Source organism: Mycobacterium sp. NGS50, assembly GCF_059812545.1.
Genome location: NZ_JCALCW010000007.1, coordinates 90,710 through 103,047, shown reverse-complemented (window position 1 = coordinate 103,047; position 12,338 = coordinate 90,710). Strand labels below are relative to the sequence as shown.

At 68.1% G+C, this 12,338-nt stretch carries 13 protein-coding genes and 1 pseudogene; 9 read left to right on the top strand and 5 right to left on the bottom strand.

The annotated features are described in order from the left end of the window. Window positions 1-26 precede the first annotated feature (26 nt). Window positions 27-893: an NYN domain-containing protein gene (locus AC5Y36_RS07160; protein ID WP_500040172.1), complete on the top strand. Its 867-nt coding sequence runs from the start codon at window positions 27-29 to the stop codon at window positions 891-893. 1 nt (window position 894) lies between these two features. Here the strand turns inward: AC5Y36_RS07160 and AC5Y36_RS07155 are convergent, their stop codons facing one another. Next, complete coding sequence (locus AC5Y36_RS07155) at window positions 895-1,185, bottom strand: hypothetical protein (protein ID WP_500040171.1); 291 nt, start codon at window positions 1,183-1,185, stop codon at window positions 895-897. Window positions 1,186-1,254: 69 nt separating this feature from the next. Between AC5Y36_RS07155 and AC5Y36_RS07150 the strand changes: the two genes are divergently transcribed. Continuing rightward, the gene (locus AC5Y36_RS07150; RefSeq protein WP_500040170.1) at window positions 1,255-3,207 is read left to right on the top strand and encodes a YecA family protein; all 1,953 of its coding nucleotides are present in this window, start codon (window positions 1,255-1,257) and stop codon (window positions 3,205-3,207) included. Window positions 3,208-3,222: 15 nt separating this feature from the next. Here the strand turns inward: AC5Y36_RS07150 and AC5Y36_RS07145 are convergent, their stop codons facing one another. After that, window positions 3,223-3,435, bottom strand: coding sequence for a hypothetical protein (locus tag AC5Y36_RS07145; protein WP_500040169.1), 213 nt, complete (start codon window positions 3,433-3,435; stop codon window positions 3,223-3,225). Window positions 3,436-3,616: 181 nt separating this feature from the next. Next, the gene (locus AC5Y36_RS07140) at window positions 3,617-4,180 is read right to left on the bottom strand and encodes a nuclear transport factor 2 family protein (protein ID WP_500040168.1); all 564 of its coding nucleotides are present in this window, start codon (window positions 4,178-4,180) and stop codon (window positions 3,617-3,619) included. Between the two features lie 202 nt (window positions 4,181-4,382). Here AC5Y36_RS07140 and AC5Y36_RS07135 point away from each other — a divergent pair, with 202 nt between their 5' ends. Together AC5Y36_RS07135 and AC5Y36_RS07130 are read left to right on the top strand one after the other, a co-directional pair. Then, entirely contained in the window at window positions 4,383-5,762 is a 1,380-nt protein-coding gene (locus AC5Y36_RS07135) for an FAD-binding oxidoreductase (protein WP_500040167.1), read from the top strand. An 89-nt stretch (window positions 5,763-5,851) separates the two neighbouring features. Further along, window positions 5,852-7,408 carry an acetolactate synthase large subunit gene (locus AC5Y36_RS07130; RefSeq protein ID WP_500040166.1) on the top strand — a complete coding sequence of 519 codons (1,557 nt, stop codon included), beginning with the start codon at window positions 5,852-5,854 and terminating at the stop codon, window positions 7,406-7,408. Here the strand turns inward: AC5Y36_RS07130 and AC5Y36_RS07125 are convergent. After that, complete coding sequence (locus AC5Y36_RS07125) at window positions 7,405-7,764, bottom strand: hypothetical protein (protein ID WP_500040165.1); 360 nt, start codon at window positions 7,762-7,764, stop codon at window positions 7,405-7,407. The two genes, AC5Y36_RS07130 and AC5Y36_RS07125, sit on opposite strands and share 4 nt — an antisense overlap. Window positions 7,765-7,855: 91 nt before the next feature. Between AC5Y36_RS07125 and AC5Y36_RS07120 the strand changes: the two genes are divergently transcribed. The 5 genes from AC5Y36_RS07120 (at window position 7,856) to AC5Y36_RS07100 (ending at window position 11,309) form a co-directional block, all read left to right on the top strand. Next, complete coding sequence (locus AC5Y36_RS07120) at window positions 7,856-8,191, top strand: hypothetical protein (RefSeq protein ID WP_500040164.1); 336 nt, start codon at window positions 7,856-7,858, stop codon at window positions 8,189-8,191. 30 nt (window positions 8,192-8,221) lie between these two features. Then, window positions 8,222-9,367, top strand: coding sequence for an FIST signal transduction protein (locus tag AC5Y36_RS07115; RefSeq protein WP_500040163.1), 1,146 nt, complete (start codon window positions 8,222-8,224; stop codon window positions 9,365-9,367). Between the two features lie 154 nt (window positions 9,368-9,521). After that, window positions 9,522-9,821 carry an AbrB/MazE/SpoVT family DNA-binding domain-containing protein gene (locus AC5Y36_RS07110; RefSeq protein WP_500040162.1) on the top strand — a complete coding sequence of 100 codons (300 nt, stop codon included), beginning with the start codon at window positions 9,522-9,524 and terminating at the stop codon, window positions 9,819-9,821. Next, window positions 9,782-10,153 carry a type II toxin-antitoxin system PemK/MazF family toxin gene (locus tag AC5Y36_RS07105; protein ID WP_500040161.1) on the top strand — a complete coding sequence of 124 codons (372 nt, stop codon included), beginning with the start codon at window positions 9,782-9,784 and terminating at the stop codon, window positions 10,151-10,153. The genes AC5Y36_RS07110 and AC5Y36_RS07105 overlap by 40 nt, the downstream gene beginning before the upstream one ends. A gap of 37 nt (window positions 10,154-10,190) precedes the next feature. Next, complete coding sequence (locus AC5Y36_RS07100; RefSeq protein WP_500040160.1) at window positions 10,191-11,309, top strand: HNH endonuclease; 1,119 nt, start codon at window positions 10,191-10,193, stop codon at window positions 11,307-11,309. A gap of 10 nt (window positions 11,310-11,319) precedes the next feature. Here AC5Y36_RS07100 and AC5Y36_RS07095 read toward each other — a convergent pair. Further along, window positions 11,320-12,313 (bottom strand): annotated as a pseudogene (locus AC5Y36_RS07095) (metallophosphoesterase). Window positions 12,314-12,338 lie beyond the last annotated feature (25 nt).

Here is a 12,338-nt window from a genome sequence, read left to right as displayed (position 1 = left end):
GCGCCGCCATGCCGCACACTGGGTCCATGGAATCCGGCGACACCAGGGTGGCGGTCTACCTCGACTTCGACAACATCGTCATCTCCCGCTATGACCAGGTGAACGGGCGCAGCTCCTTTCAGCGCGACAAGGCCAAGGGCCTGGACACCGACCGGCTGGAACGGGCCGTCGTCGACGTCGGGGCCATCATCGACTTCGCGTCGTCATTCGGCACCCTGGTCCTGACCCGCGCCTACGCGGACTGGTCGGCGCAGGTCAACACCGGCTACCGCGCACAGTTGGTGGGTCGCGCGGTGGATCTGGTGCAGCTGTTCCCGGCGGCGGCCTACGGCAAGAACGGCGCCGACATCCGGCTGGCCGTCGACGCGGTCGAGGACATGTTCCGGCTGCCGGATCTGACCCATGTGGTGATCGTGGCCGGCGACTCGGACTACATCCCATTGGCGCAGCGGTGCAAGCGGCTGGGCCGCTATGTGGTCGGGATCGGGGTTGCCGGCTCGACCAGCCGGGCACTGGCGGCCGCCTGCGACGACTTCGTCAGCTACGACGCACTGCCGGGGGTGCCGGCCGTCGAAGCCGCGTCGTCCGACGACGACACATCCAAACCCAAACGTCGCACCCGCACCAAGACCGAGCCCGAGGAGCCGCCGGATCCAGACCCGCAGGACGCCGCGACCCGGCTGTTGACCCGGGCGCTGCAGATCGGCCTGGAGAAGGACGATGTGGATTGGCTGCACAACTCGGCGGTCAAGGCGCAGATGAAGCGGATGGATCCCTCGTTCAGCGAAAAGTCGTTGGGCTACAAGTCGTTCAGCGATTTTCTGCGGTCCTACTCGGACCTGGTGGAACTCGACGAGAGCTCGACGACCCGGTTGGTGCGGCTACGCGGCTGATTTAGATGTGCGGGGCTTCTTTGATCTTGCTGTCCTCGTTGCCCAGCGTCTTGCAGTAGGTGGTCGCGGCCGCGCGCGCAGCCGAGATCTCCAGCTCGGCGGGCTCGCTCTTGCCCTCGTCCTTCAGCATTTTCTTGACCACGTCGGTCTGCTTGCTGTCGTCCTGGGACAGGTAGGTCTTGCACTTGGTGTCGCCGCCCTCGTTGATCACCTTCGAGCAACCCGTCACCGCCAGCGCCACCGACATCCCGATCACAGCCAGTCCGCGTAGGACACGAATCCCAGTAGTCATAGGCGCATATGTACCCCAACTGCGGCTCCTTAAACCGGCGGGTGCACCGCACCCCCTAGGCTGATCGTCATGGCGGACACAGTCGATCCGGCGCGGATTCTGCAGGACGTTCTCACCGAGCGCGGCCCGCTAGGAAAACCCGAGTTGGCCGAGTCGCTCCGCGACGCCGGGGTGGCCGAGCCGGACCTGGAGCTGCGCGCCGATCGCTTCGAACTCACTTGTCCGGTAGGCGAGTTGGTCGACGAACGATTCGCGTGGCTGCCGCATCTGCTGGCCGGGCGCATCTTCACCCACCGGCTGGGCGCGGTGGAAGTAGCCCAGGATGCACTGCTGGTCACCCCGGACCTGAGCCCGATCGCCGCCCTGAGCGAGCACGCACCCTATGAGCGGCTGACCGACGGGTCATCGATCTATCTGGCGGTCGCCGACTATGACGACGAGCTGCTGGAGGAACGCGGCATCGCGATCGAGCTGGACGAGACGGTGCTGCTGCTGGATCCCGGCACCCTGGCCGGTCTGCCCGCCGGCGAGGGCGATTTGATCGGGTTGCGGCTGACCGGGCAGGGACTCTCCCTGGAAAAGGTCGAAAAGCCGATCGAAGACACCGACATCGGTGCCCGGCTGGCCGAGGCGCTGGGACCCGACGAGCCGGAGTTCTTCGAGGCGGCGGTGTGGACGGTGTGCAGCGCGGATAAGGGGTTGTTCACCGAGCCGCTGCCGCCGCTGAGCGACATCGCCGACGCCAGCGGTCTGGCCCACCGCGGCGCATGGCTGGCGGAATCCGGATTCGATTTCAACCGTTGGGATTTCGACCAGGGCTGCGCGCGGCTGGCGCAGCGACACGGCCTCGAGGATGCCGAGGCGGTCGCGGTGCACACACTGATCCAGCTCTACGAGGTGATGGGGTTGATGCTGGAGGCGGCCACCGAGGAGGTTCCGTCGGACGCGACCGAGCGGGTCGCGCTGGATTCGGTGACCGACACGCTGCCCGACGTCATCGGCGAGTTGGGGGCCGCGCTCGCCGACCCGATGGTGGCCGAGGTGCTGGTCGACGAGACCGTCGGGTCCGGCGGCGACGGGGCGGCCACGCTGGCGGTGTTCGCCGAGGTGCTGGAGTCACGGGTGCCGCGCTCGGCGCGGGTGGCGTGCCGTTGGCTGCGCGCGGTGGCGCTGGAGCGCGGCGGCGACGTCGCAGCCGCCGAACGCGAACTGCTGGCCGCCGAATCGATGGACACCGACTGGCCGCTGCCATTATTCGACCTGGCCCGCTTCGCCTCCGATCGCGGCGACGCCGAACACGGGTTGGCGCTGCTGCGCCGCGCCGGCGCCGATGACGAGTTCCCGCTGGTCGAGTTGCTGCAGCAGTTCCGGATCACCCCGCGTAGCGATGTGGGCCGCAACGAACCGTGTTGGTGCGGCTCGGGACGCAAGTACAAGAAATGTCATCTCGGCAACGAGGAGCTGCCGCTGGCGACGCGGGCTCGGTGGTTGTACGCCAAGGCAATTCAGCATGCCGGGCAGGGCGGCTGGGACGAGCTGCTGCACGCGGTCAGCCTCGAACGCTGCCCGGACGCCGAGTCGCTCGCCGACATGCTGGCCGAGGCGCTGGCCGACCCGCTGGTGCTCGACGCGGTGCTGTTCGAGGGCGGCGCGTTCGCGGAGTTCCTGGCGCAGCGCGGATCGCTGCTGCCCGAGGACGAGCGGGCGCTGGCCGAACAATGGGCGACGACGACGCGGTCGGTGTTCGAGGTCGAGCAGGTGCACCGCGGCCAGGGCAGCACCCTGCGCGACGTGCGCAGCGGGACCAGCCACCAGGTGCCCGAGGTGGTCATCGGCGGCGGGCTGCAGCCCGGGCAGCTGATCTGCGCGCGGCTGATACCCGTCGCCGACACCGTCGTCTGCTTCGGTGGCACCGAACCGGTGGCCGACGACGAACGCGACGCGCTGGTGGCGCTGCTGGATGCCGAGCCCGACGCGGTGGAGCTGGTGGCGCAGCTCAGCGGCCGCCAGTTGGCGCCATGAGGCGATCCCCCGCGCTCAGCACATCATGCCGGCGAAGAACGCCCCCGACACCAGCCCGATGACCAGGGCCGCGGTCGGCTGACCCATTGCGGTCGCGGCCACCACCGCGACGATCGCCACCACGGCGATCATCCACAGCGACGTGAGCAGCAGCCACCGCGTCGGCGTGCCGCGGACTGCGCGCACCGCCTGAACCTGAAACACCGTGTCCTCACCCGGCCGGCTCATGGCACCCCTTCGCTGTTACCTACGTCACATTCTACGTGGCGTCGTGGGCTACATCACACCATATCGGTCGGGGCGAAGCCAGTCCCGCGATCAGCGCGCCGGAACCGGCCTGACGCAGCAAAAATTCGACGCCGCTGCGGGGCGTCAGCAGCGGCGTCGATCAATGAGCGGTTTGGCGGGCTTAGAACACCAACTGCCGAGGCAGCACGGTGGCGGCCGGGCGCGGGTAGGGGTTGCCGTAGCAGGGACCCGCCGCGACCGGGGTCATCCGGTCGTTCATCGTCGTCGACCCGATGTAGCGCTCGAAGATCCGCCAGCCGCGCTCGGTGCGGCGCAGCCGGTCGGTCATCGCGGAGTACACCCAGATGCCGGGCATGTCCTCGGCGCCGGGCTCGCGGCCGGTGACGGCGTTGGAGACGGGCGCGTCGGAGTAGCGAACGATCAGGTTGTGGTAGCGCACGATCAGCCCGTCACCGTCGGCGTCGACGATCGGGTTGGTGGCCACCCGGCTGATCCCGGGGCCGCTGTACAGCGACGCCTGCTGGAAGAATCGCCGCAGCTCAACGTGCCCCTGGGTGACACCCTGGCTGTGGAAGGTGGTGCCGTCCGGCAGGAACGCCCCGACCATCGAGTCGATCTCGTAGGCGTCGAACAGCAGGTTGACCCGGTTGATGAAGTCGATGGCGTCGCTGCGGTCGGTGGCGTCCACGCAACTGTCGAGAGAGATCGGCGGCAGACTGGACATTTGGGCACCTCCCGGTTGGCTACGGTTTCGTTGTTCTGATGTTAGACCATAGTTGTTCACCTTCCGTTCACCTAATCGAGCATCACAGTTAACTCACAGGCGTCCGATGCGGGGCCGTGACCGGATTCAGCGCCGTTCGCCGCCGTCGCCCCCCTGGCCTGGCATGCTTTCGTGCGGAGTGGTCGAGACGCGAGGTGAGCACATGCAGGCACAGACCGATATCGCGCGGGAGCTCGCCGACATCGTCGGCGATGCGCAGCTGCTGACCGGTGAACGGATCGGGCCGGACTATCACCACGACGAAGCCCTGGTCGGCGACCCGGTGGGCCCGCGCTACGTGGCCCGCCCGCAGACCCCCGAGCAGGTCGCCGCGCTGCTGGCCGCCGCGACCCGGGCCGGGGTTCCGGTGACCGCCCGCGGCTCGGGCAGCGGCCTGTCCGGGGCGGCGCGACCCTGCCCGGACGGGCTGCTCGTCTCCTTCGAGGCGATGAACGCGATCCTGGAGATCGACGCCGACAACCAGGTCGCCGTCGTGCAGCCCGGGGTCACCCTGGCCGACCTCGATGTCGCCACCGCCCCGCACGGCCTGGTGTACACGGTGTTTCCCGGGGAGCTCTCGGCCAGCGTCGGCGGCAACGTCGGCACCAACGCCGGCGGCATGCGGGCGGTCAAGTACGGGGTGACCCGGCACAACGTGCTCGGGCTGCAGGCCGCGCTGGCCACCGGGGAGCTGATCCGCACCGGCGGCAAGATGACCAAGCTGTCCACCGGCTACGACCTGACCCAGCTGATCATCGGCTCCGAGGGCACCCTGGCGCTGGCCACCGAGGTCACCGTGCGGTTGTATCCGCGGCTCACGCATGCGGCCACCCTGCTGGCCCCGTTCCCCGACCTGCCCGCGGTGATGCGCGCGGTGCCCGCGGTGGTGCGCAGCGGGGTCGACCCCAACATCCTGGAGTACATCGACCAGCTCACCCTGGCCGCGATCACCTACGCGCAGAACCTGAGCCTGGGCATCCCCGACACCATCCGCGACGCCGCCCAGGCGCATCTGGTGATCGGGTTGGAGAACCGCGACCACGACCGCCTCGACGACGACGTGGCCATGGTCGGCGAGCTGCTCGAATCGCTGGGTGCCCTGGACTTGTATGTGCTGGAAGGCAATTCGGCGCATGCGCTGATCGAGGCCCGCGAGCATGCGTTCTGGACCGCCAAGGCGGCCGGCGCCAACGACGTCATCGACGTGGTGGTGCCGCGCGCGCAGATGCCCGACTTCCTCACCCGGTCCCGCGAACTCGCCGGGCAGGCCGGAGCCGGGGTGGTGGGCTGCGGGCACGCCGGGGACGGCAACGTGCACCTGGGCGTGTTCTGCGGCGACGACGAGGCGCGCCACCGGTTGCTGCACGACATCTTCGCCGTCGCGATGGAGCTGGGCGGGGCGATCTCCGGGGAGCACGGCCTGGGCCGCGCCAAGGTGCAACACTTCCTGGAACTGGAGGATCCGGTGAAGGTCGCGTTGATGCGCCGCATCAAGGAGGCGTTCGACCCGGCCGGGATCCTCAACCCGGGGGTGCTGCTTTGAGGCCCGGCGAGTGTGCCGTTTGATACGCGACATGCGGCGTGTTGCGGATCAAACCGCGCACTCGGCGCCACGAGACGAAAGGTGACCCCATGACCAACGGTGCGCAGGCACTGATCACCAGCCTGGTGGACTCCGAGGTGACGGTGTGCTTCGGCAACCCGGGCACCTCGGAGATGCACTTCGTGGCCGCGCTGGACACGGTGCCGGCGATGCGCGGGGTGCTGTGCCTGTTCGAGGGCGTGGTCACCGGCGCCGCCGACGGCTATGCCCGCATCGCCGAGAAGCCCGCCGTCACCCTGCTGCACCTGGGCCCCGGCATGGGCAACGGGCTGGCCAACCTGCACAACGCGCGGCGCGCACATGTGCCGCTGATCAACGTGATCGGCGATCACGCCACCTACCACAAGAAGTACGACGCGCCGCTGGAGTCCGACATCGAACCGCTGGGTGAGTGGACGCACGGCTGGACGCGGCGCACCGGCTCGGGTGCCGACGTCGGGCGCGACGCCGCCGAGGCGGTGGCCGCCGCGATGGCCAGCCCGGCGCAGGTCGCCAACCTGATCCTGCCCGCCGACATCTCCTGGGATGAGGGCGCCGAGCCTTCCGGGCCGGTCGACCCGGTGCCGCCCGCGGTTCCCGATCCCGCGGCGGTGCGCGCGGTCGTCGACGCGCTGCGCTCCGGTGAGCCGACGGTGCTGCTGATCGGCGGCCCGGCCACCGGGGTGCGCGGGCTGCAGGCCGCCGACCGGATCGCCGCGGCCACCGGCGCCAAGGCGATGGTCGAGACCTTCCCGGCCCGGTTGACCCGCGGCGCCGGGGTGCCGGCCGCCGAGCGTCTGGGGTATCTGGCCGAGCAGGCCGCGGCCCAACTCGGCGGGATCACGCACCTGATCGTGGCGGGCACCCGCTCGCCGGTGTCGTTCTTCGCCTACCCCGACAAGCCCAGCGACCTGGTGCCCGAGGGTGCGGTGGTGCACACCCTGGCCGATCTGGACACCGACGTGGTGGGCGCGCTGGAGCAGGTGGCCGAGCAGGTGGCGGCCGGTGTCGATCCGCGACCGGCGGTGGCCGCTACCCCGGAGTTGCCGTCCGGGGCACTGACCGCGCAGAACTGGGTGCAGGTGATCGGGGCGCTGCTGCCGGAGAACGCGATCATCTCCGATGAATCCAACACCTCCGGGCTGCTGTTGCCGATGGCCACCGCCGGCTCGCCCCGCCACGATGTGCTCACCTTGACCGGCGGCGCGATCGGGCAGGGTCTGCCGGTGGCGGTGGGCGCCGCGGTCGCCGCGCCGGAGCGTCCGGTGATCGCGCTGCAGGCCGATGGCAGTGCGGCGTACACGATTTCGGCGCTGTGGACGATGGCGCGCGAGCAGCTGGATGTGACGGTGGTGCTGATCAACAACAGTGCCTATTCGATCCTGCGGATGGAGCTGGCCCGGGTGGGTGCCGGCGCAGGCGGCCCCAAGGCCAACGATCTCCTCGACTTGTCTAGACCGAACATGGATTTCGCGAAGATCGCCGAGGGCTTCGGGGTGCCGGCCACGGTGGCGACGACGTGTGAGGAGTTGGCTGAGCAGTTCGGTGCGGCACTGGGTGAGCCGGGGCCGCATCTGATCGACGCGCGGATGCCGGCGCTGTTCTAGCTGAGCAGCAGGACCAGCCAGGTCAGGGCCAGCACCCCGGCGTAGCCGATCAGCACCGACCGTGCGACCCGGGTGGGTCGCGGCGGCCCGTGCGCGACGAACGCCAGTGCGAATCCGAGGATCGCGATCACGGGCAACGTCACCGGCCAGGTGGCCAGCAGCAGCATCGGGCCGTAGTACAGCAAACCCATGATGGCCAACAGGATTCGGTCGCCGGTGGACGTCGCGGCGTCTCCCCTGCTCGCCACCAGAAACGCGACCGACATCACCAGGCCGCCCAGCAGGAACCCGGCCGCGGCGGTCAGCGCGATCGATGACGCGATCCGCCGCGCGGACGGCATCTGGCGAATGGGCACGGCGGCCTCCTCTTGATGCCGAGTGTGGCAGCGGGCGGTAGCCCGTGTCACTTCACGCGGCCGTTGTCGGGGCCCGGCGCACAATCAGCGCATGTATGACACGCACCCCTACATCGACCCCGTCGCGCGGATGCCGGGTTTCCACGACGCCACCTGCCGGGTCACCTGGTCGCCACGGGATGCCGCACCACCCACCGTCGTCGCTGGGCCGTACCTGGATGCGGAATCAGCGAGCGGGACCGTGTATCTGGGCTGCGGGATCGAGGCGGCGATCGAGGACCTCGGCATCGGTGAGCTGGTGGACTACGAGCATCTGGCGACGGTCGCCGATCTGGTCAGCGAACAGCTCACCGACCGGCCGTGGGCCGAGGTCCGCTGCCGCCACGGCACCGCCCGCATCGAGCTGCTGGAGCGCGCCGGGTCGTAGCCGACCGCAACCGGGCGCATGATGGAGGTTGTGCGGATCGCAACGGGGGTGTCCACCGAGGCCGACGCGCGGCAGGCCGCGCTGGCGGCCGCAACACAGGCCCGTGACGGGCTGGACGGCGCGTCGCCGTCGTTCGCGGTGTTGCTGGCCTCGCGTGCCCACTCCGATCAGGCCGCGGAGGTCCTGCGGGCGGTGCAGCAGATCGTGGAGGCGCCGGCGCTGATCGGGTGCATCGCCCAGGGCATCGTCGCCGGGCGCCGCGAGATCGAGGACGGGCCGGCAGTGGCGGTATGGCTGGCCTCCGGGCTGCCCGCCGAGACGTTCGCGCTGGACTTCTTGGGCACCGAAGCCGGTGGCCTGATCGCCGGGTACGAGTTCGACCCGACCACAGCGGATCTGCACCTGCTGCTGCCGGACCCCTACACCTTCCCGGCCGACGTGCTCGTCGAGCACCTCAACGCCGACCGGCCCGGGACCACCGTGGTGGGCGGGGTGGTCAGCGGCGGGCGGGAACGCGGTGAAACCCGGCTGTTCCGCGACGACCGGGTGCTCACCACCGGGCTGGTCGGGGTGCGGCTGCCCGGCGCGCACACCGTCCCGATCGTGTCGCAGGGCTGCCGGCCGATCGGTCACCCCTACACCGTCACCGGCGCGGACTGCGCGGTCATCACCGAGCTCGCGGGTGAGTCGCCGTTGCAGCGGCTCAACGAGATCGTCGACGGGCTCTCCCCCGAGGAGCAGGCGCTGGCCAGCCGCGGCCTGCAGATCGGGATCGTCAGCGACGAGCATTTGGCATCTCCGGGACAGGGCGACTTCTTGATCCGCGGGTTGCTGGGCGCCGACCCGTCCACCGGGGCGATCCAGATCGGCGACCTGGTGGAGGTCGGGGCGACCGTGCAGTTCCAGGTTCGCGACGCGGTGAGCGCCGATCACGACCTGCACCAGACGCTGCAGCGCACGACGCTGCCGGGCAGCCCGGTGGGTGCGTTGCTGTTCACCTGCAACGGGCGGGGCCGGCGGATGTTCGGGCGCGCCGATCACGACGCGTCCACGATCGCCGACGTGCTGGGCGATCTGCCGCTGGCCGGCTTCTTCGCCGGCGGCGAGATCGGGCCGATCGCGGGACGCAATGCGCTGCATGGGTTTACCGCATCGATGGTGGTGTTCGTGGAGTAGCGGTTTGCACCTGATCGAACCGAGAAGCGGCGGACCACCACACGAAATGCCCGCCTCTGAGCGACTTTTCAGTGGGGGCCGAACCGCATGGACGGTGAAGTGACGGTTCGTGAGCGCACCGCTAGCGTCAGGTGATCGACATCCCGGGGGCCCGATGGAGCACATTATACTCAAATATAACTCCCGGGAGGTGGGCGTGTACTCAATCAGTCTTCGCAGAGTCGGCGGCTCCGTCATGCTCGCCGTGCCTCCCGCGTTGCTGGACGAATTGCAGCTGCAAGCGGGGTCCAAAGTTGATCTAACTCTAGAGGACGGCCGTTTGGTCATCGAACCGCAGCTGCGCCCCCGCTACACCCTCGACGAGCTCCTGGCGCAGTGCGACGCCTCAGCACAGATCGCCGACGAAGACCGGGAATGGCTCGATACACCGCCGGTTGGCCGCGAGTTGCTGTGATGGACCGGGGTGACATCTACCTGGTATCACTCGACCCGTCCGCCGGCCACGAACAGCGGGGTACACGCCCGGTACTGATCGTTTCACCTGGGGAATTTAACCGCTTGACGAAGGCACCGGTGGTACTGCCGATCACCCGCGGCGGCGACTTCGCCCGTGCTGCCGGCTTTGCGGTCTCCCTGACCGACGCCGGAACCCGCACGCACGGTGTGGTGCGGTGCGACCAGCCGCGGACCCTGGATCTGGGCGCCCGCAAGGGGCGCAAACTCGAAAGTGTGCCGCAAGCAATCATGGATGACGTGTTGGCCAGGCTGGTTACGATCCTCCAATAGGTCACCGTCACATCGGATACCGGCGGATAATGCGTTCGTGCCCGTTCCTCCCGCCGGCTCGGCATTCTGCGCCATCAACGGTGATGGTCCCGATCCGCTGCTGCTAGGACAGCGGGTGGTTGCAATCCTTGAGACCGGGCTACGCACGGCGACCTACAAGCTTGCCACCCTGATGGCGCTCATCGACCATTGCATCGAGAACGTCCCCGAACAGCCCAGCGATGTATTGGCAGTGCCGATTCCCGATTTATCCCACCGAGTGCTGGAGATTTACTGGCCGCAGGTACGCCCATTCGAGGGACAAGTCTTGTCTCAGATTCACAGTTCAACGAACGCGACAATCCCAGACGCCACAAGGAAATTGCGTATTCAATCCGGAGTCGGCGATAGTGGCCTGCCGGTCGACATCGCTATCATGCGTGCACCCGAGGCATATGAAGCGGCAATTGATTCCATCAGCGTCTGCTTGGCCGGCGAGCCGCTTCGACGCCTCCAGCGCATCGGCAATGCGACTGGCGGCGAGGCTTTTCTCTACGACGATGCTTTCCTGCAGAAGCCGAGCAGGTCAGCCAAGCGGGTCCGCAGCTACGCCATAGATCTCAAGCCCGGTGTGGCCAATGGGCTCGCACGACTGGCCGGACTGTTGAAGCCGTCGCTGGAAATCATGTGGATCGAGGACGTGCGGCGGATGAACAAAGCGTTCCTCAACGACAAGGCACCCGACGTTGCCGGTCATCTGTTCGGGCGCAAACGCATCGATCTCAGTCCCGTCCGCGACGCGTTCACCGACACATTTGGTCCACATTGCTTCTATTGCCACACCCACCTTTCGGCGAGCCCAGCGGTGGATCACGTGCTGCCCTGGTCGCTGGTCGGTATCAACGGCCTGGCCAATCTGGTCCTTGCATGCAGCCGCTGTAACGGCGACAAGAGCAACGCGCTACCCGCGGTGTCGATTCTGGACAGCGTTTTGAAGGATCCACAACGACGAGATCAGCTGGCGCATGTCGCATCCGAGATCCAATGGCCAATGCAACGTGATCGAGTCGTGGCCGCGGCGTGCGGTATCTATCGAGGACAGCCGGGAGTTCCGACATGGTCCGGGTATAAGCAGGCCAGCCGGATCGACATCGGTTTTGTGCCTTCGTGGGTGTGACCGGGGCTCCCTACCGCCAGTACTTTTCCGGCCGGATCCGGTCTTCTCCCGACCAGCGATAGGCCATCAACGGCCCGCCCTTGACGGCGCTGAAGTCCACGCAAGCGGTGTATTCCGACCAGTCTTGGCCGTGTACGGGTGAGCCGTGCCGCCAGTAGTGGCCGTAGAACACCGGCACTTCCGCTGCGTAGGCGTGGTCCCGGGCACTGTCCGGCAGCGCCAGCTCCGGCAGCTGCGGGTAGGGATCACCGGTGGCCGTTGTGAAGGTGCTGCTGATTTCGGCGATGTCGCGCAGGGTGCGGGCGTCGCCGTTCCACCACCGCATGCGCGCACTGCCGCGTGAGATGTTGTCCTTGTCCTGGTATTTCGGCTGACCGTGCTCGACCAGACTGATCTCCGGGCCTTTCAACAGCGTCTCGATGGCGCCGTAGAGCGGATCACCCTCGGTGGTGGCCGCCACCAGGTGGTCTCGATCGGTGAACGGAGCATTGGAGCCGCACCGCTGGTGAACCACCGCCATCGAACCGTCGTGCCAGCAGGCGTGCACCACCCCAGCCCACCGAGATCCAGCCACAGCGGCAGGGTCGCGAACCAGCCCAGGTAGCGGTCGCGGTCCGCGCCGGTGACCTGGTCCAGAAATTCCTGGTGTTGGCGGGTGTTCTTCTCCGACCACGGGCTGTCCGGGTCGTCGTGGGCACGCAGGTATTTCCCACTGCCGGGCGGGTGTTCGGCATGGTAGGCCAGCGCGTTGAATTCGTGGTTGCCATCACGATGCGCGCGCTGCCGGCATCGACCATGTTCTTGACCACCTGCAGCACCCGCAGTTGTTCGTCTCCGCGGTCGATGAGGTCACCGACGAAGATGGCCTGCCGGCGCGGGTGGCGGTATTCCGCTGAGGCGCCGCCGGTTGCGTAGCCCATGCCGGTCAGCAGCTCTTCCAGCTTGGTGGCGCAGCCGTGAACGTCGCCGATGATGTCGTAACCCTCTACCGCGGATTCAGTCACCCGGGCCCTCCCGTCTTGTTGCTCC

Bases quoted from the DNA above. Each gene is read 5' to 3' on its own strand.
- AC5Y36_RS07160 (WP_500040172.1), top strand. From the start codon at position 27: ATGGAATCCGGCGACACCAGGGTGGCGGTCTACCTCGACTTCGACAAC.
- AC5Y36_RS07155 (WP_500040171.1), bottom strand. From the start codon at position 1,185: ATGACTACTGGGATTCGTGTCCTACGCGGACTGGCTGTGATCGGGATG.
- AC5Y36_RS07150 (WP_500040170.1), top strand. From the start codon at position 1,255: ATGGCGGACACAGTCGATCCGGCGCGGATTCTGCAGGACGTTCTCACC.
- AC5Y36_RS07145 (WP_500040169.1), bottom strand. From the start codon at position 3,435: ATGAGCCGGCCGGGTGAGGACACGGTGTTTCAGGTTCAGGCGGTGCGC.
- AC5Y36_RS07140 (WP_500040168.1), bottom strand. From the start codon at position 4,180: ATGTCCAGTCTGCCGCCGATCTCTCTCGACAGTTGCGTGGACGCCACC.
- AC5Y36_RS07135 (WP_500040167.1), top strand. From the start codon at position 4,383: ATGCAGGCACAGACCGATATCGCGCGGGAGCTCGCCGACATCGTCGGC.
- AC5Y36_RS07130 (WP_500040166.1), top strand. From the start codon at position 5,852: ATGACCAACGGTGCGCAGGCACTGATCACCAGCCTGGTGGACTCCGAG.
- AC5Y36_RS07120 (WP_500040164.1), top strand. From the start codon at position 7,856: ATGTATGACACGCACCCCTACATCGACCCCGTCGCGCGGATGCCGGGT.
- AC5Y36_RS07110 (WP_500040162.1), top strand. From the start codon at position 9,522: ATGGAGCACATTATACTCAAATATAACTCCCGGGAGGTGGGCGTGTAC.
- AC5Y36_RS07105 (WP_500040161.1), top strand. From the start codon at position 9,782: ATGGCTCGATACACCGCCGGTTGGCCGCGAGTTGCTGTGATGGACCGG.